Origin of the sequence: Prescottella subtropica (assembly GCF_005434945.1) — a bacterium.
Lineage (GTDB): Bacteria > Actinomycetota > Actinomycetes > Mycobacteriales > Mycobacteriaceae > Prescottella > Prescottella subtropica.
Map to the genome: position 1 here is coordinate 62,345 of NZ_SKCH01000005.1, position 18,107 is coordinate 80,451.

The 18,107-nt window shown below is 70.8% G+C and carries 17 protein-coding genes; 5 read left to right on the forward strand and 12 right to left on the reverse strand.

Annotated features, from left to right (window positions below; all coding sequences use genetic code 11):
- Positions 1 to 10 precede the first annotated feature (10 nt).
- The 5 genes from E0497_RS07380 to E0497_RS07400 form a co-directional block, all read right to left on the reverse strand.
- A complete protein-coding gene (locus tag E0497_RS07380; RefSeq protein ID WP_137724148.1) occupies positions 11 to 817 on the reverse strand; it encodes an SDR family oxidoreductase in 807 nt (268 codons plus the stop codon).
- Entirely contained in the window at positions 814 to 2,907 is a 2,094-nt protein-coding gene (locus E0497_RS07385) for an acetate--CoA ligase family protein (RefSeq protein ID WP_137724149.1), read from the reverse strand. Before E0497_RS07385 ends, E0497_RS07380 begins: the two co-directional genes overlap by 4 nt.
- A gap of 64 nt (positions 2,908 to 2,971) precedes the next feature.
- The gene (locus E0497_RS07390) at positions 2,972 to 4,567 is read right to left on the reverse strand and encodes a thiamine pyrophosphate-binding protein (protein WP_241665769.1); all 1,596 of its coding nucleotides are present in this window, start codon (positions 4,565 to 4,567) and stop codon (positions 2,972 to 2,974) included.
- 46 nt (positions 4,568 to 4,613) lie between these two features.
- On the reverse strand, positions 4,614 to 5,837 hold the full coding sequence (locus tag E0497_RS07395) for a Glu/Leu/Phe/Val dehydrogenase dimerization domain-containing protein (RefSeq protein ID WP_137724150.1): 1,224 nt from the start codon (positions 5,835 to 5,837) through the stop codon (positions 4,614 to 4,616).
- Between the two features lie 124 nt (positions 5,838 to 5,961).
- Positions 5,962 to 6,555 carry a TetR/AcrR family transcriptional regulator gene (locus E0497_RS07400; RefSeq protein WP_241665770.1) on the reverse strand — a complete coding sequence of 198 codons (594 nt, stop codon included), beginning with the start codon at positions 6,553 to 6,555 and terminating at the stop codon, positions 5,962 to 5,964.
- Positions 6,556 to 6,742: 187 nt separating this feature from the next.
- Between E0497_RS07400 and E0497_RS07405 the strand changes: the two genes are divergently transcribed.
- On the forward strand, positions 6,743 to 8,194 hold the full coding sequence (locus E0497_RS07405; RefSeq protein ID WP_241665771.1) for an amino acid permease: 1,452 nt from the start codon (positions 6,743 to 6,745) through the stop codon (positions 8,192 to 8,194).
- A 35-nt stretch (positions 8,195 to 8,229) separates the two neighbouring features.
- Positions 8,230 to 9,474, forward strand: a complete 1,245-nt coding sequence (locus tag E0497_RS07410) for an NAD(P)/FAD-dependent oxidoreductase (protein WP_277751669.1) — start codon at positions 8,230 to 8,232, stop codon at positions 9,472 to 9,474.
- Here the strand turns inward: E0497_RS07410 and E0497_RS20775 are convergent.
- A complete protein-coding gene (locus E0497_RS20775) occupies positions 9,449 to 9,901 on the reverse strand; it encodes a hypothetical protein (RefSeq protein ID WP_241665772.1) in 453 nt (150 codons plus the stop codon). The two genes, E0497_RS07410 and E0497_RS20775, sit on opposite strands and share 26 nt — an antisense overlap.
- Positions 9,902 to 10,114 (reverse strand): hypothetical protein, encoded by a 213-nt coding sequence (locus E0497_RS20780; RefSeq protein WP_241665773.1) that lies wholly within the window; start codon positions 10,112 to 10,114, stop codon positions 9,902 to 9,904.
- Positions 10,115 to 10,289: 175 nt separating this feature from the next.
- On the opposite strand from E0497_RS20780, the gene E0497_RS07420 reads away from it, so the two are divergent.
- The 3 genes from E0497_RS07420 (at position 10,290) to E0497_RS20405 (ending at position 11,924) form a co-directional block, all read left to right on the forward strand.
- Positions 10,290 to 10,727: a hypothetical protein gene (locus E0497_RS07420; protein ID WP_137724151.1), complete on the forward strand. Its 438-nt coding sequence runs from the start codon at positions 10,290 to 10,292 to the stop codon at positions 10,725 to 10,727.
- Positions 10,724 to 11,692 (forward strand): hypothetical protein, encoded by a 969-nt coding sequence (locus E0497_RS07425; RefSeq protein WP_137724152.1) that lies wholly within the window; start codon positions 10,724 to 10,726, stop codon positions 11,690 to 11,692. Before E0497_RS07420 ends, E0497_RS07425 begins: the two co-directional genes overlap by 4 nt.
- Before the next feature lie 79 nt (positions 11,693 to 11,771).
- Positions 11,772 to 11,924 carry a hypothetical protein gene (locus E0497_RS20405; protein ID WP_161987393.1) on the forward strand — a complete coding sequence of 51 codons (153 nt, stop codon included), beginning with the start codon at positions 11,772 to 11,774 and terminating at the stop codon, positions 11,922 to 11,924.
- Between the two features lie 316 nt (positions 11,925 to 12,240).
- Here the strand turns inward: E0497_RS20405 and E0497_RS07435 are convergent, their stop codons facing one another.
- The 5 genes from E0497_RS07435 to E0497_RS07455 are packed head-to-tail and all read right to left on the reverse strand — an operon-like array spanning position 12,241 to position 18,057.
- Entirely contained in the window at positions 12,241 to 13,665 is a 1,425-nt protein-coding gene (locus E0497_RS07435) for a lipase maturation factor family protein (protein ID WP_137724153.1), read from the reverse strand.
- A 39-nt stretch (positions 13,666 to 13,704) separates the two neighbouring features.
- On the reverse strand, positions 13,705 to 14,691 hold the full coding sequence (locus tag E0497_RS07440; RefSeq protein WP_137724154.1) for an LLM class F420-dependent oxidoreductase: 987 nt from the start codon (positions 14,689 to 14,691) through the stop codon (positions 13,705 to 13,707).
- Between the two features lie 29 nt (positions 14,692 to 14,720).
- The gene (locus E0497_RS07445) at positions 14,721 to 15,122 is read right to left on the reverse strand and encodes a YchJ family protein (RefSeq protein WP_170312902.1); all 402 of its coding nucleotides are present in this window, start codon (positions 15,120 to 15,122) and stop codon (positions 14,721 to 14,723) included.
- The gene (locus tag E0497_RS07450) at positions 15,119 to 16,480 is read right to left on the reverse strand and encodes a metallopeptidase TldD-related protein (RefSeq protein WP_137724155.1); all 1,362 of its coding nucleotides are present in this window, start codon (positions 16,478 to 16,480) and stop codon (positions 15,119 to 15,121) included. The genes E0497_RS07445 and E0497_RS07450 overlap by 4 nt, the downstream gene beginning before the upstream one ends.
- Entirely contained in the window at positions 16,477 to 18,057 is a 1,581-nt protein-coding gene (locus tag E0497_RS07455; protein ID WP_241665774.1) for a TldD/PmbA family protein, read from the reverse strand. The genes E0497_RS07450 and E0497_RS07455 overlap by 4 nt, the downstream gene beginning before the upstream one ends.
- Between the last annotated feature and the right edge of the window lie 50 nt (positions 18,058 to 18,107).

Genomic DNA, 18,107 nt, shown 5'->3' on the forward strand with positions numbered 1-18,107 from the left:
CCGGTGGCGGTCATCGGGCACCGTCCGGGTCGGTGTAGACGGCCTTGCCGAGCCACTGGCCGCCGTCGACGACGAGGACCTCGCCGGTGACGTAGGCGGCCCGGTCCGAGAGCAGGAATGCCGCCGACTCGGCGACCTCGTCGGGGGTGGTGAACCGGGCGGCCGGGACACTCGCCAGGACGCGGGCGCGGGCCTCGTCGGTCGGCCACAGTGCCGCCCCGGCCCCTTCGGTCTCGGTGGGGCCGGGGGCGATGCAGTTCACGCGGACCCCGCGGGCCGCCCACTCGACGGCGAGGGTGCGGGTCATCGCCACGACCCCGGCCTTCGCGGCGGCGCTGTGCACGGTGCCCGGGTGGCCGTGCCACGCGTAGGTGGCGATGGTGTTGAGGATCGCGCCGTGGCCGGCGTCGAGCATGTGCTTCGCGGCGGCCCGGGTGCCGTGGAAGGTGCCGTTGAGGACGATGTCGATGACGGCCTTCCAGCCGTTCGCGGACAGCTTTTCGCCGGGGACCACGAAGTTGCCGGCGGCGTTGTTGACGAGCACGTCGAGGCGGCCGAACCGGTCGACGACACCGTCGACGACGTCCTCGACGGCGGCGGCGTCCCGGACGTCGCAGGTCAGGGCGATGCCCTTGCCGCCGGCGGCCTCGACGAGCGCGACGGTCTCGGCGAGCGGTTCCTCGCGGCGGCCGACGACGGCGACGGTGCCGCCGGCGGCGGCGTAGCGGACCGCGACGGAGCGGCCGATGCCGGAGCCGCCGCCGGTGACGACCGCGACCCGGTCGGCGAATTCGTGGCGGATGTCTGGTGCGGTCATGCTCGGTACTCCTCGGGATGTGTGGGGGTGGTCTGGGGGCCGCGGACGACGAGGGCGTCGACAGCGAGTACGCCGTCCGGGCCGACCCGCAGCGGGTTGATCTCGACTTCGGTGATCGCCGGGGCGGCCGCGGCGCGCTCCGACACCGCGACGACGAGGTCGGCGAGCGCGTCGACGTCGACGGCGGGGCGTCCCCGCCAGCCGCACAGCAGCCGGTGGGCGGTGAGCCGGCGCAGCATGCGGTGCGCGGTGGCGTGGTCGACGGGCGCCATCTCGAGCGCGACGTCGCGGTACAGTTCGGCCTCGGTGCCGCCGGCGCCGACGAGGACCACCGGCCCCAGGTCGGGGTCGCGGCGGACCCCGAGGATGACCTCGACGACGTCGGGCCGGCCGTCCATCTCCTCGACGACGTAGTCGCCGTCACCGAGGCGGGCGTGCACGGCCGTGAACGCGGCGTGCAGTGCGTCCACGTCCGCGATCCCGACCTGCACGCCGCCAGCCTCGCTCTTGTGCTCGAGCCACGACGCCTTGAGCACGTAGGGCGGGGTGAGATCGGTCGCCGCGGCCGCGGTGGCTGCCGTGTCCGTGGGGGAGTGCACGATCCGCGCGGCCGGGAAGCGGACCCCGACGGGACGCAGGAACTCCTGCGCCGCCAGGTATCCGGTGCCGGTGAGATCCGCGGCCGGCGCGGTCGGGGCCGGCAGCGGCCGGGCCGGGGCGGCGAGCCGGGTGGCCACGGCGAGCGCGTCCACCGCGGTCTCGATGCTCGGGTAGACGGGCACCCCGTGCGCCCTCATCGCCTCGATCGTCGGTCCGGCCGCGACCATCGAGTGCACGACCAGCGGGGTGCCGGTGCGGCGGGCCGCCGCCGCCATCTGCGCGACCAGCGCGGTCTCCCGCCCGGCGAGGGCCGGGTTGTCGACCGCGTAGCTGCCGAAGTAGCCGGTGAGCAGTACGGAGTCGGTCTCGTCGGAGTCGAGCAGCTCGGTCACCAGCGTCAGATAGTTCGTCAGGTCCTGTTCACCGGCGCCGGCCAGGTCGACCGGGTTGGCGCATGCGGCCCCGGCAGGCAGCAGCCGGGCCAGCCGCGCCGTCGTCGGCGCGGAGAACTCGGCGACGTCGAGGCCGGCGCGGGCGGCGACGTCGGCGGCGATCCCGGTCTGGCCGCCGCTGTCCCCGACGATCCCGATCCGCGGGCCGGCCGGGACCCCGGACGCCAGCAGCAGCTGCGCGACCTGCACGATCTGGCCGGGGGTGTGGACCCGGACGGCGCCGGCGGCCCGGGCGGCGGCGTCGACGACGTCGAGGACCGAGGTCATCGAGCCGGTGTGCGAGCGGGCGAGTCTCGTGCTGGCGGCCGACTCGCCGACGGTGAGCAGCAGCGTGTGCTTGCCGGCGTCCCGCAGCCGGGTGATCGCCCGGATCAGTGCGGCGCCCCCCGAGAAGCTCTCCAGGTAGAGGGCCACGACCCGGGTCCGGTCGTCGCCGGCCAGGTCGTCGAGCAGTTCGACGGCGGTCACGTCGGTCCGGTTGCCGATCGAGACGAACCGGGAGACCCCCATCCCGGCCCGCGCCGCGAGGCCCGCGATCTCCGAGCCGAGCTGGCCGCTCTGCGAGACGATCGCGATGTGCCCGGCCGTGAAGCCGCCCCACGCCAGCTGCAGATCGGTGGAGGTGTCGACGAGGCCGAGGCTGTTCATGCCGACCAGGCGCGCCCCGGCGGCCCGGATGCGGTCGGCGATCGCGTCCTCGTCGGGCACTCCGGCGGTGATGCCGAGGAAGCCGCGGACCCCCAGGGTGAGGGCCTCGTCGACGACCGCGCCGACCGCGGCCGGCGGCACGCACAGCGCCACGAGTTCCGGCACGCCCGGCAGGTCGGTCAGGGACCGGTGGGCGGGGGCGCCGAGCAGGGTGCCGCCGCCGCGGTTGACGAGGTACACGTCGCGTCGGTCGCGGCCGGTCAGTGCGCCGCGGGCGAGCCAGTATCCCCACTTGGCCGGGTCGGCGCTGGCGCCGACGACGGCGACCGAGGCCGGATCGCGGAACACGTCGAGGGTGGGGGTGGTGACGAGTTCGGGACTCTGGGTCATGACATCCTGTCCTTCAATGACTGTCTGGTTAGTCAGTATCGGGTCGCCGGGTGGGCCCGCACCGTCAGCCGGCGGCAGGCTCCCGCACGTGGATGAGGGTGGGCCGGTCGGCGGCCAGCGCCGCCCGCACCGCGGGACCGACTTCGGCACAGGAGCCGGCCGCGACCCCGTGGCAGCCGAGCGCGCGGGCCAGGGCCGGGAAGTCGGGGGCGGGCAGGTCCACCGCGTGGACGCGGCCGTCCCGGTCGACCATCTCGTTGCGGATCTCGCCGTAGCCGCCGTTGTCGACGACCACCACCGGCAGCGCCAGCCCGGCTTCGGCGGCCGACGCGAGCTCGGCGACCGTGAACATCACCCCGCCGTCGCCGAGGACCGCCACGACCTGCCGGTGCGGTGCCGCGAGCTTCGCGCCGATCGCCGCGGGCAGCCCGTAGCCGAGCGTGCCGAGACCGGCGGGGTAGAGGAACGACCGCGGCCGGTGCAGCGGCAGGTTCGACAGCAGCCCGTAGTAGCAGGCCATCGCGCTGTCCCCGGCGATCACCGCGTCGTCGTCGAGGACCGCCGCCAGTGACTCGCACAACCCCAGGTAGCGGGCGCCCTCGGTCCGGGCGTCGCCGCGGAGCCGGTCCCGCCACTGCGCGGCCCGCTCCGCGGCGGCGGGCGCCGGCGCCGCGGGCAGCCGCTTGGTCAGGGTGGCGAGGACGTCGGCGGCGTCACCGACGACCGCGACCGTGGGGCGCGCGTTCGTCGCGATCGACAGCGGGTCGATGTCGATCCGGATCAGCGTCGACTCGGGTATCGGACCCCACCACCAGTCGGCCGGGGACAGTTCGGTGCCGACCGCGACCACGACGTCACTGTCCCGGACCAGCTCGAGCAGCGACGGGTGCTGCACACCGGCACCGAGCGACAGCGCATGGTCCTCGGGGAGGACACCCTTGCCGTTCGTGGACGTGACGACCGGCGACCCGAGCGTCTCGGCGAACCCGCGCAGTTCGTCGGCGGCGGCACTGCACCCGCCGCCGGCGATCACGAGCGGACGCCGCGCCGACCGGAGCAGCCCGGCGGCCGCATCCAACTGGGCGACGGCGGGTGTCGGGGTCGCCGGCACGACGGGACGTTCGGGCACCACTGCGGCCTCGTGGTCGAGCAGATCCAGCGGGATCTCCAGATAGGCGGGACGCGGTCGCCCGTGCGTCATGGCCGCGAAGCACTGCGCGACGGCGTGCGGGATCTCCTCGACGCTGGTGACCCGCTGGGCGTGCCCGACGACGGCACTCATCGCGTCGAACTGGCTCTTGACCTCGTGCAGCAGCCCGTTGTAGCCGCCGGGATGCCCGAGTGGCATGCCGGGGGCGACGAACAGCACCGGGATCGAGTCGGAGTAGGCCTGCGCGGCGGCAGTGGCCGCGTTGAGGATCGCCGGTCCGGTGGTGGTCACGCACACGCCGGGCCGGCCGCTGACCCGCGCATACCCGTCGGCCGCGTAGCCGCCGCCCTGCTCGTGGCGGGGTGAGACGTGCCGGATACCCGAGTCCTTCAACGCCGAGTAGATCGCGAGGTTGTGGGTGCCGGGGATGCCGAAGATCGTGTCGACCTCGTGCGCGATCAATGCGTCGACGAGCGCCTGGCCGCCGGTGACACCTGGTCGGGACATCATTCACTTCGCTTTCTCGGAGGGGGGTGCGGGTGGGGCCGGGGAGGGGTCAGTACGTCGGGAACGTGGCGGTGATGGTGGCGAGGCGCTGCGACGCGAGTTCGAACGCGGCCGCCCGCAGGCTCACTCCCTGCTCGTCGGCCCGGTCGAACATTTCGCGGCTCAGGGCCTGCATGCGGTCGGCGATCTTGTGGAACGACTGCTCCGGGGTGCCGTCGACGTCCCCGAAGAACACCCACCACCACCAGGCGTTGGTCGCCGAGTTGGCGACGAAGTCGGGGGACACCTCGACCCCGCGGGCGGTGAGCAGGGCTTCCGCCTCGGGGGTGACGGGCATGTTCGCGGCCTCGACGACGATCTGCGCGCGGATCTGCGCCTGGTTCTCGGCGGTGATGCAGTACGAGATGGCCGCCGGCACCAGTACGTCGGCGTCGAGTCCCAGCCACTCGGTGGCCGGCCGCTGCGCGTCCTCGGGACGCAGGGCGGCGCGGTCGACGTTGCCCTTGGCGCTGCGGGTGCGCAGCAACTCCTCGACATCGAGACCGTGCTCGTTGAACACCACACCCTCGACGTCGACGATCCCGACGATGCGGACGCCGGCCTCGGCGAGGTAGCGCGCGGTGGCGCCGCCCATCGAGCCGAAGCCCTGGATCACGGCGCTCGACTCGGACGGGACCAGCCCGCGTCGCGCCATCGCGTCCAGCGCCGACTGCGCCACCCCGTAGCCGCCGACGAGTTCGTCGAGTCGGATCCCGTCGACGACGCTCGAAAACGCGGTCTTCATCCGCAGTTCCGCGGCCTCGGGATCGTCGACCACCTGGTAGGCGGCCTGGATCGAGCTGTCGATGCCCAGTTCCGGGAGCAGTCGGTCGACGGTGGTCTGCTGGATGCCGAAGTCCTCGCCCATCGTCCAGCGCTTCTCGATCAGCGGGCCCATCGCGGCGAGGTAGCGGCCGAGGACGGCGTCGGCGTCGGGGTGGTAGGGGTCGAAGTCGATGCCGCCCTTGGCACCGCCGAGCGGCACGTAGTGGGCGCCGGGCTCGAAGTGGATCGCCTCCTTGAGCGTCATGCCGCGGGCCAGGCCGCGGACCTCGTCGAGGGTGCAGCCGGCCCGCATCCGCAGCCCGCCGGAGGAGACGCCGCGCACGAGCCGGTCGATGACGAGGTAGCCGGTCGCGTCGGTGTCGGTGTCCCGCCAGACGGCCTCGTAGAAGGCGGCGTCGCCGCGGGACTCGTCCGTGGCGCCGATCGCGTTGGGAAGGGTCATCGACATGGAAGCTCCTGACTTCGACGGTCTTACTGAGTGCTCAGTCAGTATGACGTGGATCACTCGTCGGGTCAAGGGTTCCGGTGAACCGCCTGTTCAGGCAGGGTGGGCGCCGGCCGCGCCCGGCCGGTCAGATGCCCAGTTCCCGGGACAGGGTCAGTTCCATCCAGTCCGCCGCCTGCGCGGCGGTGACGGCCTCGTCGAACACGACCTGCTGCACGGTCAGCCCGTCCAGCAGGGCCGTCAGGCGCCAGGCCGCGCCCGCCGGGTCGGGGCAGTGGAACTCGCCGGTGCGGGTGCCCTCGTCGATGAGCTCGATCAGGACGTCCCGCCAGCCGGTGTCGAGGTCCCGGACCACCTTGCGCAGTTCCGGGTTGCGCAGGCTCGCCGACCAGGACTCGATCCACAGGCGCCAGCCGAACGCGGTACCGGTGGGCCCGTACTCGCGCAGGACGGTGCGGACGTGGGTGGCGGCGTCCCCGTCGGTGGACGCGAGCACGGCCCGCAGGCGGTCCATGTCGCGGTTCGCGCCGAAGCGGAGCGCGGAGATGACGAGGTTCTCGAGGTTCTCGAAGTGGTAGAAGATCAGCCCGGTACTGACGCCGACCCGTTTGGCGAGGTCGGCCCCCCGAATCTGGCCGATGCCGGTGTCTTCGATCGCCTCGAGGGTCGCATTGAGGATGTCCTCGCGCCGGACGGCCGCATCCTTCTTCACTCGTGCCACGGCAGTGATGGTACTTGTGACCTCCGGTATCAGTGGAATGTGACATACGTTGTGGGTTGACAAGAATGTGATGTACACCGCACAGTGATGGTGCTGACTGAGTGGCTAGTCAGTTGCCCGCGCGGTTCGACACGCGCCGAGAGCACCGGCTGGCGCCGATGCCACACACCATCGAGGAGCGTCCACTGTGAGCGATGCATTGACCACCGACTCCCCAACGGGGTTACCGCCCGCGACGAACACCGACACCGGCCCGGAGGCGGCCTGCCTGAAACGGGTGATGAAGAGCCGGCACCTGTTCATGATCACCCTCGCCGGTGTGATCGGGACCGGACTGTTCCTCGGCACCGGCCAGGTGATCGGCCAGGCCGGGCCCGGCGGCACCATCGTCGCCTACCTCGTCGGCGGCTTCCTGCTCTACCTGACGATGGTCTGCCTCGGGGAACTCTCCGTCGTCATGCCGGTGTCGGGGTCGTTCCAGGCGCACGCCACCAAGTACATCGGGCCCGGCACCGGATTCGCCATCGGCTGGATCTACTGGCTGAGCTGGGCCAGCTTCATCGGACTCGAATTCCTGTCCGCCGGCATCGTCATGCGGTACTGGTTCCCCGGCACCCCGACCTGGATCTGGTCCGCGGTGTTCATCGTCGTGCTGTTCCTCGTCAACTGCTTCACCGCACGCTCCTTCGCGGAGACCGAATACGTGCTGGCCGGGATCAAGGTGCTGGCGGTGGCCCTGTTCATCGTCCTGGGCGGTCTGGCCATGTTCGGAATCATCGGCATGGACGGCCAGGACGCGCCGATGCTGTCGAACTTCACCGACAACGGCGGCTTCTTCCCCACCAGCATCGGCGCCGTGTGCGCCGCGATGATGACCGTCGTCTACACGTTCATGGGATCGGAGGTCATGGGTGTCGCCGCCGGCGAGACCGAGGATCCCGGCAAGGCCGTCCCGCGGGCCGTCAAGACCGTCGTGTTCCGGCTCGTGTTCCTCTACCTCGGTGCGATCGTCATCCTCGTCGGCCTGATCCCGTGGAACACGGTCGGTCTGGACCAGAGTCCGTTCGTCACCGTGTTCGACGCCATCGGCATCCCGTACTCGGCGAGCCTGATGAACTTCGTCGTCCTCGTCGCGATCCTGTCGGTCGGCAACACCGGGCTGTACATGTGCACCCGCATCCTGTGGTCGCTGTCGCAGGAACGGTCCGCGCCGGCCGCCTTCGGCCGGACCACCAAGCGCGGCATCCCGCTCGTCGCGCTGCTCGTCACCCTCGCCTTCGGGCTGTTCTCGCTGCTGTCGAGCGTCGTCGCCGCGGACACCCTGTTCGTCTTCCTCATCTCGGTCAGCGGCATCGGCGGCGCCCTCAGCTGGATGACCATCGCCTGGTCGCAGTACCGGTTCCGGCGGCAGTACGTCCGCGACGGCGGCCGGGTCGCGGACCTGCCCTACTCGGCACCGATGTTCCCGGTCACCCCGATCCTCGTCATCGTCATGAACATCGCGGTGTTCGTCGCCATGGCCTTCGACGGGACCCAGCGGCTCTCCCTGATCCTGGGACTCGGCCTGGTGCCGGTCTGTTACGCGCTCCACCACTTCGTGGTCAAGCGGCACCAGAACCCGGCACTGCTGCCCGGCTGAGCCGTCACCGCCCCGTCCCCGAAAGGAACCCGCACGTGCACACATCTCCCCGCCGGGTCGGCATCGTCGGAGCCGGCATGGTCGGCCTGTCCACCGCCTGGTTCCTGCAGGAGCGCGGCGTCGACGTCACCGTCCTCGACCGGGTCGGCCCGGCCGCCGGTGCCTCCTGGGGCAACGCCGGATGGATCACCCCGTCGCTGAGCACCCCGCTGCCCGAACCGTCGATGCTCGCCCACGGACTCCGGAACCTGTTCCGGGCGTCGTCCCCGCTGTACGTGCCGCCGGCCGTCGACCCGGACCTCGCCCGCTTCCTGATCCGCTTCGCCCGCAACAGCACCCACAGCCGGTGGCGGGCCGGACTGGACATGCTGATCGGCATCAACCGTCTGGCGTTCGACGCGTTCGACGCGCTGGCGGCCGGCGGGGTCGACGCGGCCGTCCGCGCGGCCGACCCGTTCATCGTCGGCTACGCCGACCCGGCCGCCGCCGACGCCATGCTCGCGGAGGGGCGCACCCTCACCGCACTCGGGCAGCCCGTGGAGGTCACACCGATGTCCGCGGCCGAGGCCCGCACACTGGCCCCGATCCTGTCGTCGCACGTGCGGGCCGCGGTGCGCCTCGGCGGGCAGCGCTACCTGGACCCGCCGGCGTTCGTCGCGGCCCTCGCCGACTCCGTCGAGGCGCGCGGCGGAATCGTCAAATCCGGTGTCGACGTCACCGCCGTCCACGACCGGGGCGGGCGGGCCGCCGCCGTCGGCGACGGACTCGACGAGGAGTTCGACGCCGTCGTCCTCGCCACCGGCGCCACCCTGAACACACTGGCCCGCCCGTTCGGGGTGCGGGCACGGGTCCGGGCCGGCCGCGGCTACAGCTTCTCGGTGCCCGCCGCGCAGATGCCGCCCGGCCCGCTGTACTTCCCGTCCGGGTCGGTGGTCTGCACCCCCCTCGGCGACCGCATGCGGATCGCCGGAATGATGGAATTCCGGGCCCACGACGCCCCCCTCGACCCGCGCCGCATCGCCGCCGTCGCCGCCGCCGCCCGCCCCTTCCTCCGCGACGTCGACCTGACCGACCGGCACGACGAATGGGTCGGCGCCCGCCCCTGCACCACCGACGGACTACCCCTCGTCGGCCGCACCACCTCACCCCGGGTGTACGTCGCCGGCGGACACGGCATGGAAGGCATGACCCTCGGCCCCGCCACCGGACGACTCCTCGCCGACACCCTGTGCACCGGCATCACGCCCGACGAGATCACCGGCTTCGATCCACTGCGGTGACCCGGTGGCGGCGAGGGCTGCCGGCAGACTCGGCAGACCGGCGCCGATCACGAAGAACGGCCCGATGCTGCACGGCCAGCAGCGCACTGAGCAGATCCGCATCGAGATCCTGCATCTCGTCGATGAACAACCCGAAGGCGGTGCCCTTCTTCTTCATCACCTCGCTGATCGCCTCGATCAACTCCTCGAGGTCGAGAGCGAGATCCCCGGTCGCGGCCTGCCCACCGAGAGCGAACTCGACCCTCGCCGGACCGACCCCCACCCCGAGAGTGAAGCCATGCGCCAGGTCGACGAGCCCGTCGAGAGCCGACTGCAACTGGTGCCGGCGACTGAACCGGCGCAGACCGGCGGCGAGTTCGTTGCCGAGTTTCGCACGGACCGCCGCGACCCCGGCCTCGTTGGGGCGGGCCTCGATCCCGATCGTCAACTACCCGTGGCGGTCGCCGTGCTCGGCCAGGGTGTTGAGCAGTGTCGTCTTCCCGACCCCGCGCAGCCCGGACAGGATCATGCCGCGGTCGTAGTTGCGGAGCTTGCTGCGGGCCACGAGGAGATCGAACTGCTCCCGCTCCCGATCCGGGCCCTCGAGCGCCGGCGGACGGAGCCCCGAACCAGGCCTGAAGGGGTTCGGTGCAGCGTCCATATCGGAAGCTCTAGCCATGTATGGGCTCGTATGGAGAAAGTTCCATACAATCCCATAAACGTCTATAGACGGCCAGAGATCGCCAGATTCTCCGAGAGCACAGGAGACCCCGATGGCCGGGGGTGTACTGTGACTTCCTTCGCCTCCAGGCGGAGTACCTGGGAGCAGTGACCCGATGCCGGAACATGCGCAGATGCAACCGCCGGACTATCACCGATGCCTCGAGACCGTCTTCGCCTCACCCGCGGGATGTCGTGAGCTGCTGGAACGACTGTCCGCAATGACCGATGCAGAGATCGAATCCCGATGGTCGCCGTGGAAAGATCAAGAACCCCCGCCTTACGGGCCACAGGTGAAACGACAGGTGCCGGTCGAGGTGCAGCTCGCGATGCTCCAGGTCGCGTACGACGACTACCGCGAGTCCACCATGACGTCCACCATGATGTTGTGGCGTCGTCTGTCCGACATCATGGGTATTCCTGTCATGCAGGAGAGTTTGACCGAACTCGTCTGGAGCGTGGGCCGGCGGATCGAGCGGCTCGAGGGGCGCATCGCGGAACTCGAAGGGACGACACCGTCGCCGGTTCGCGGCGAGCCGGATACGCGCGAATGACTGCCTACAGGACTTCAGCGGAACTGGCCGAACTGATCCGCGAGAATGCCGCCGACGAGATTCGTCCCGTACACGAGTATTTGGCATCGCTGGTCGGCCGGGACAGTGCACTGCGGATCGGCCACGCCCCGGGGCTGGCGGCATCCAGCGTGGAACTCGACGATGTCACCGTCTCGGTGGGCGTCTCGTGGGACGACCCGTCATACCTGGGGACTTTCGACAGGACCGCAGACACACGACTGGTCCGAGTCGCGGTCCGTGCACGGCTCGACGCCGCCCCGGCACCCGGCCATTCGTTGCCGCCGCCGGTCGAGCTGTCCCGACGGGAGGAAATCGCATGGCTGAGAGCCGTTCTCGGGGACCTGGCCGACTACGCCTACCGGATCGTCACCGACATGAACGTGCTTCGTGTGCGACCTGCGTGGTTCATCGTCTTGGTGGATCGCGATGGATCGCCGCGGCTCGCACCGAGCGACTTCGAATGGATCCTCGCCGGCTACGGCGGCCGTCACGCCTACCGGGAGAAGGTGGTCCCCGAGGACCCGAACCTGCTCGAGGACCTGCGCCGAAACGGTGATCTGGTTCCGGTCGAACAGATTCCACACCCGCAAGCGGCGCCGCCGGAGGTGTGGGCTCAGCAGTTCGTTTCACACCTCACATCCACCATCGCCGACCAACTCGGCCGCATGCACGAAAGTCAGTGGTTCACGTTCGACGAGATCAGCCTGCACGGATCGAACCGGGTCATCGTCCGTTACACCTGGCACCTCGTTGCGGGAGACAAGAAGTACGGATTCGACATCGACCCGGCAGGCCTGCGGGAGCAGCGTCTTCGACTGTTCGACGACCCCCGCGCCAGCTCCGCAGCATGGAGGATCGGTGCGACCCCCTTCGATCAGCCCGTGTTCCGCGATCCGCAGGTGATCGACGGTGTCACCTGGATCAAGTACGGTGCGCCGGAGTGACGCACGGACAGAAACGGGCGACAACGCCGCCTGTCTCCGGTGTCGGCCGTCATTCCGAACTTATGGGACCATCACGGACATGAACTTGCAGTTCTGGGAGTTGAGGGCGTTGGCCAACCACCTGCGAAACCACCTCGTCAACGCCCGCAGGTTCCTTGCAGGGTGGCGCTTCACCGAGATCCCGGCCACCGAACTGCCGCGCACCGACACCCCTGACGTGCATAAGCTCTGACTCCCGTCAGTCCTGCACCGCGACGGCGCCCGGCACCGTGCGCACGGCATCCCCGAGTTGCGTCAGGCCGGGTTCCTCGATCGGGAAGTGCCCGAAGTTCCCGAGCAGCACCGACCTGGTGGGTGCCGTAGAGCGAGAAGCGGACGTTGGCGGTGATCTGGCCGATGTACGCGACCGAGTGACCCTCGCCGAGGGTGTACACCGTCGGGAGCGTCGTCCACTTCTGGTGGTGGGCTTAGGCGCTGGTTCAGCACGAACTCGGTCCCGGACCAGGCGCCGCCGTATCGTCGGCCATCCGCTCGGCAGCCGCCCGAACTCATCGCACCTGCCGCAGCGACACCGCCGGCATGAAGTCCGCTTCGTAGGTCCGTACCCACCACGCGCCCGTCTGCCGGTGTTCGTCGCGGGTGCTGTACCGGTAGCGGAACACCCGGGCCCGCACCCAGGCGGGCGGTGTCTCGGGGAACGGGTTGTGCCGCAACAGGTGCAGCGTGTCGTGGTCGCCGAGAAGCAGGCGGGTGACGAACCCCCCGAACCACGGGGCGGCGTAGTCGGGGGAGATGGCGGCGAACCACATCAGCCAGTCCAGCCGCAGATGGTAGGGGGCGAACTGGCGGGGCCGGTACCGCACGTCGCCGGGTTTGCCCTTGAATTCGTAGGCCACCCACCGCGACTCCGGGGTGGGATGCGTGTCGGTGGTGCCCTCGACGACGATCTCCCGGCGGGTGCGGGTGACGTGCCCGAACGCGCCGTACGTGTTCACCAGATGCCACGGCTCGAACGACGCGTTCATCATCTGCCCGCTCGAGAACAGGTTCCGGGCCGGACGGTAACTGAGCACCAGCACCGCGGCCGCGAACGCCGCGACCACCACCACGAACCAGAGCGGCGCCGTCGTCGGCGCCGGGATCGGCAGTACCGCCGACCAGAAGCCGTCCGGCAGCACCGACACCCCGAGCACGATCGCCAGCCAGTTCAACCACGCGAAATTCCCGGACGCCACCAGCCACAACTGGGTGACGATCATGATCGCGGCCGCGCCGCCCGCCACAGGCTGCGGCGCGAACAGGAAGAACGGCACGATCAGCTGTGTCGTATGGTTCCCGGCCACCTCGATCCGGTGCAGCGGCCGCGGCAGTCGGTGGAAGTACCAGCTCAGCGGCCCCGGCATCGGTTGTGTTTCGTGGTGGTAGTCCAGGCAGGTGAAATCCCGCCAGCACGGGTCGCCGCGGATCTTGATCAGCCCGGCGCCGAACTCGAGCCGGAACAGCAGCCACCGGACCAGCAGCAGTGTCGGCAGCGCCGGGGCGGTGGCGGTGTTGCCGACGAACACCGCCAGCAGCCCCACTTCGAGCAGCAGCGACTCCCACCCGAACGAATACCAGAGCTGCCCGACGTTCACGATCGACAGGTACAACCCCCACAGCACCAGCCACGCGAGCATGCACAGCGGCAGCGGCAACCGCTGCACCAGTCCGAGGACCGCGAGCACCGACAGGCCCACCCCGGTCCAGCAGACCACCACGTAGAAGCGGTCCGACCAGTGCAGATGGAACAGGCTGGGGGAGCGCTGCCAGCGGCGTCCGGCCAGGAACCGGCGGATCGGCAGCATCCCGTCGTCGCCGAGCAGCGCCCGGAACTGGTCGACCGCGACCAGGAACGCACACAGGTAGACGACGGCCAGGCCCTCGGTGAAGAGCAGCCGTGACAGCGTGTAGTCGCCGGCATCGAACCAGTCCACGGCGGGATCACTCCTGCCGCGGACGTTACACCCGGCAGATCACATCAGATGCGGCAACACTTCCCGTTCGAGCAGTTCGAGACCGGACGTGTCGTAGGCGGCCTCGGGGACGTAGAAGATCGCGTACTCGAGGCCCTGCTTCTGCAGTGCGGTGAGGTTCTCGACGATCTGTTCGGGGGTGCCGACGGCCGGCATGCCGCGGAACGCGTTCAGGGACGCGTCGGCCTGCTCCGCCCCGACGATCGGCTCCAGCCGGGCCCGCAGCGCCTCGAGCCGGTCGCGGACCTCGGCGTCGGTGCGGCCGATCGCGACATTGAAGTTCGCCGACCGCACGATCGCGTCGAAGTCGGTGCCCACGGCCGCGCAGTGCTCCCGCAGGATCGCCGACTTGCGGGCGAACACGTCGGGGGTGCCGTCGAAGTTGGTGTACTGCGCGTACCGCGCGGCGATCTTCAGTGTCACCTTCTCGCCGCCGCCGGCGATCCACAACGGGATCCCGCCGTCCTGCAGGGGCCGCGGCTGCACGATCGCCCCGTCGACCCGGTAGTAGCGGCCGTCGAGGGTCGCGGACCCCGTCTGCCACGCCTGCCGGAAGATCTGCACCCCCTCGTCGAGTCGGCCGAGGCGTTCGGCGGCCGGAGGGAAGCCGTAGCCGTAGGCGCGCCACTCGTGCTCGTACCAGCCGCCGCCGATCCCCATCTCGACGCGGCCGCCGGAGACGATGTCGGCGGTGGCCGCGACCTTCGCCAGATAGGCCGGGTTCCGGTAGCCCATCGCGGTGCACATCTGGCCGAGCCGCACCCGCTCGGTGACCGCCGCGAACGCCGACACCAGCGTCCACGCCTCGTGGGTGGCCTCGTCGGTGGGAGCGGGGACGGTGTGGAAGTGGTCGTACACCCAGATCGACTCCCACGGGCCGCGATCCGCGCGCAACGCCAGATCCCGCAGCACCGGCCACTGGTCCACCGGGTCGATGCCGACGAGGTCGAGCCGCCAGCCCTGGGGCACGAACAGCCCGAAACGCATGCAGTGATCTCCTGTTCTCGGTGACGGTGTCAGCCGATGGCGTCGACGTACAGCCAGTGTCCGTCCTCGCGGACGAATCTGCTGTGCTCGCGCATCGATCCGCGTCCGCCGTGGTCGACGTAGTGGGCGACGAATTCGACGGTGCCGGCGGTGTCGAACGGGCCGCCGCCGGACGTCTGCACGATCTCGAGGCGCCGCCACACCAGGTCCGGATCCAGGTCGAGCGTGTCGGGGCGGGTGCGCGGATGCCAGGTGCGGCGCAGGTAGTCGGCGTCGCCGACCGCGAACGCGGCATACCGCGACCGCATCAGGGCTTCCGCGGTCGGGGCGACCGCAGATCCGGAATGGTAACGGCCGCAACAGTTGCCGTAGGTGTCCCCGGACAGGCAGGGGCAGCGGGTGGCGTCGGTGATCGTCGGATGCATCGTCATTGGGCCTCGCTCACGCTCGACATGTGGAAGTCCGGGATCCGCATAGGCGGCATCGCGGTGCGGGTGAACCAGTCCTTCCACTCCCGCGGCAGCGTGGGCTCGGTGGCCCCCACCTCGGTGGCGCGGCGCAGCAGATCCAGCGGGGACTCGTTGAACCGGAAATTGTTCACCGCGCCGGTGACCTGCCCGTCCTCGATCAGGTAGACGCCGTCGCGGGTCAGGCCGGTGAGCAGCGCCGTCGCCGGATCGACCTCCCGGAGGTACCACAGGCAGGTGAGCAGCAGGCCGCGTTCGGTGGCCGCGACCATGTCGTCGAGGCGCGCGGCACTCCCGCCGGTGAGCAGCAGATTGTCGCCCGGCACCGCGACCGGCGCCCCGAACTCGGCGGCCGCCGCCCGCGGGTAGGCGAGCGACTCGATCACCCCGCCGCGGATCCAGTCGACGCGGCCGGCGTCCAGGCCGTTGTCGAACACCGAGACCGTGTCCGACGACGCCGTCGCCGCCACGAACGGTGCATACCCGAGACCGGCGGCGTGCGGATCGGAGAACAGGGTCAGCGGCAGGCCCGTCAGCCGTTCCCCGACGCGGGTGCCACCCGCCCGGGACAGGGCGGTGTGCCCCTCCTGCGCGCCGCGGCCCTCCATCGCCCACATCAGCGGAATCATCAGATCGGCGACCGCCGACGGCGGCAGCAGCGTCTCGTAGCGGCCCGCCGGCAGCGCGACGGTGCGCGCCGACCAGCCCAGCCGCCGCGACAACTCCGCCAGCAGACCCGGCACGGACACGTCGGTGAAGTCGATGCTCGCCGACCCCGCCCACGCGCTGGCGTCGCCGCGTTTGCCGTTGATCTCGATCGACCCGGTGGGCTGCGTGAACCGGCGCCGCACCCCCGTCGAGGTGCCCAGCCATGTGGAGTGCATCTGGTGGTGCGCGAACCCGTACAGCCGGTCGGCGCCGTCGAAGCCGTCCGCGAGACCGGGCACCAGCGTCTCGAACACCGACACGCCGGTGGCGGCGGGGCCGTCCGCCCAGCCGTCGTCCACGCCGTCGCCGGGGATCAGGTCCATGGCGTCGGCGGCGGGTTGCGCGGCCCGGGCCGCAGCCTCCGACGCCCGCACCACCTGCTCGATCGTGGCGGCGTCGACACTCGATGACGTCACCGCCCCCACCCGGGCGCCGTCGGCGCCGCGGACGATCGACAGCACCGTCCAGGACCGGGACGTGGCGACCCCGTTGGTGGTCATCGAGTTCCCGGCCCACCGCAGCGACGCCTCGCTCGCGTCGGTGACCAGCACCATCGCCTCGTCGACGGTCGAGCAGGCCAACGCCCGCTCGATGAGATCCTGCGCCGCGATCACCGCGTCCCCTCCTGCCGGGTGTTGAGCACGTTCACACCCCGGAACAGGGCGGACGGGCAGCCGTGGCTGACCGCGGCGACCTGCCCGGGTTGGGCCTTGCCGCAGTTGAAGGCGCCGCCGAGCCGCCACGTCGACGGACCGCCGACCGCCTCGAGGGACCCCCAGAAGTCGGTGGTGGTGGCCTGGTAGGCGACGTCACGGAGCTGCCCGTCGAGGCGCCCGTCGCGGATCCGGAAAAACCGCTGCCCGGTGAACTGGAAGTTGTAGCGCTGCATGTCGATCGACCAGGACTTGTCGCCGACGACGTAGATGCCGTCCTCGACGCGGGCGATCAGGTCGGCGGTCGACGTGTCCGCGACCGGGTCGGGCTGCAGCGACACGTTCGCCATCCGCTGGATCGGCACGTGCTGCGCCGAATCGGCGTACGAGCAGCCGTTGGACCGGTCCAACCCGAGGCGCGGGGCGAACACCCGGTCCAGCTGGTAGCCGACCAGTGTTCCGTCGCGCACCAGATCCCAGGACTGAGCGGCGACTGCGTCGTCGTCGAAGCCGACCGACGCGAGCCCGTGCGGCTCGGTGCGGTCCGCGGTGACGTGCATGTGCTCGGTGCCGTACTTCAGGGTGCCGAGCAGGTCCGGGGTGGCGAACGAGGTGCCCGCGTAGGCGGCCTCGTAGCCGATGGCGCGATCGTATTCGGTGGCGTGCCCGACGGATTCGTGGATCGTCAACCACAGGTTGGTCGGGTCGATCACCAGATCCGTCGGGCCCGCCACGACGCTCGGCGCGGCGATCTTCTCCGCCAGCAGCACTGGGATCTCGGCGAGTTCGGCGTCCCACTCCCAGCCGTGCCCGGTGACATCCCCCGTCGCTGCGCTCGCCCCGGCAACGTATTCCCAGCCGCGGCCGACCGGCGGGGCGAGGGTCCGCATCGTCTCGAACGTGCCCGCGGCGGCATCCACGGAGACGGCCTCGAGTTCGGGATGCAGCCGCACCCGCTGCTGGGTGATCGTCGACCCGGCGAGGTCGGCGTAGAACGTCTGCTCCTTGACCTGCAGGCAGCTCGCGGTGACGTGGTCGACGCCCGGCGCGTCGAGGAGCCGCCGCGAATAGTCGGTGAGCAGCGCAGTCTTGTCGGCGGTGGGGACGGTGAACGGGTCGAGCGTGTAGTCCGACACCCACGTCGCCTCCGGGTAGACGGGTTCGTCGGCGAGGACGACCCGCTCCCGGTTCAGGCTGCGCAGGGCGCGGGCCACCAGGGCCGCCTCCGCGGCGACCGCGGCCGCCCGCTCGGGCGTGAGTTCGGCGTGCGCCGCGAAACCCCACGTGCCGTCCACGATCACCCGCACCGCGAAACCGAGTTCCACACCGTCGGAGGCGGATTGGACGCGCCCGTCCCGCAGCCGCAGCGACTGGGTGACCAGTCGGTGCACCCGCAGATCGGCGTGCTCGGCGCCCGCCGCCCGAGCGGAACTCAACGCGGCATCGGCCAGCTGCCGCAGCGGCAGCGTCGTGAATTCTGGGTCGACCGGACGGTCGGTGGGGACTGCGCGCGGCGGCGCGCCGTGGGTGACGATCACCGGCCCAGACTAGCCTCGATCTTTCGTGAGCCTGGCGTGCCGGCCTGATC

Coding starts and splice junctions, on each gene's coding strand:
- E0497_RS20405 (WP_161987393.1), top strand. CDS start 11,772: ATGAACTTGCAGTTCTGGGAGTTGAGGGCGTTGGCCAACCACCTGCGA.
- E0497_RS07395 (WP_137724150.1), bottom strand. CDS start 5,837: ATGTCGATGACCCTTCCCAACGCGATCGGCGCCACGGACGAGTCCCGC.
- E0497_RS07425 (WP_137724152.1), top strand. CDS start 10,724: ATGACTGCCTACAGGACTTCAGCGGAACTGGCCGAACTGATCCGCGAG.
- E0497_RS07440 (WP_137724154.1), bottom strand. CDS start 14,691: ATGCGTTTCGGGCTGTTCGTGCCCCAGGGCTGGCGGCTCGACCTCGTC.
- E0497_RS07380 (WP_137724148.1), bottom strand. CDS start 817: ATGACCGCACCAGACATCCGCCACGAATTCGCCGACCGGGTCGCGGTC.
- E0497_RS07385 (WP_137724149.1), bottom strand. CDS start 2,907: ATGACCCAGAGTCCCGAACTCGTCACCACCCCCACCCTCGACGTGTTC.
- E0497_RS07445 (WP_170312902.1), bottom strand. CDS start 15,122: ATGACGATGCATCCGACGATCACCGACGCCACCCGCTGCCCCTGCCTG.
- E0497_RS07390 (WP_241665769.1), bottom strand. CDS start 4,567: ATGATGTCCCGACCAGGTGTCACCGGCGGCCAGGCGCTCGTCGACGCA.
- E0497_RS20780 (WP_241665773.1), bottom strand. CDS start 10,114: ATGGACGCTGCACCGAACCCCTTCAGGCCTGGTTCGGGGCTCCGTCCG.
- E0497_RS07420 (WP_137724151.1), top strand. CDS start 10,290: ATGCCGGAACATGCGCAGATGCAACCGCCGGACTATCACCGATGCCTC.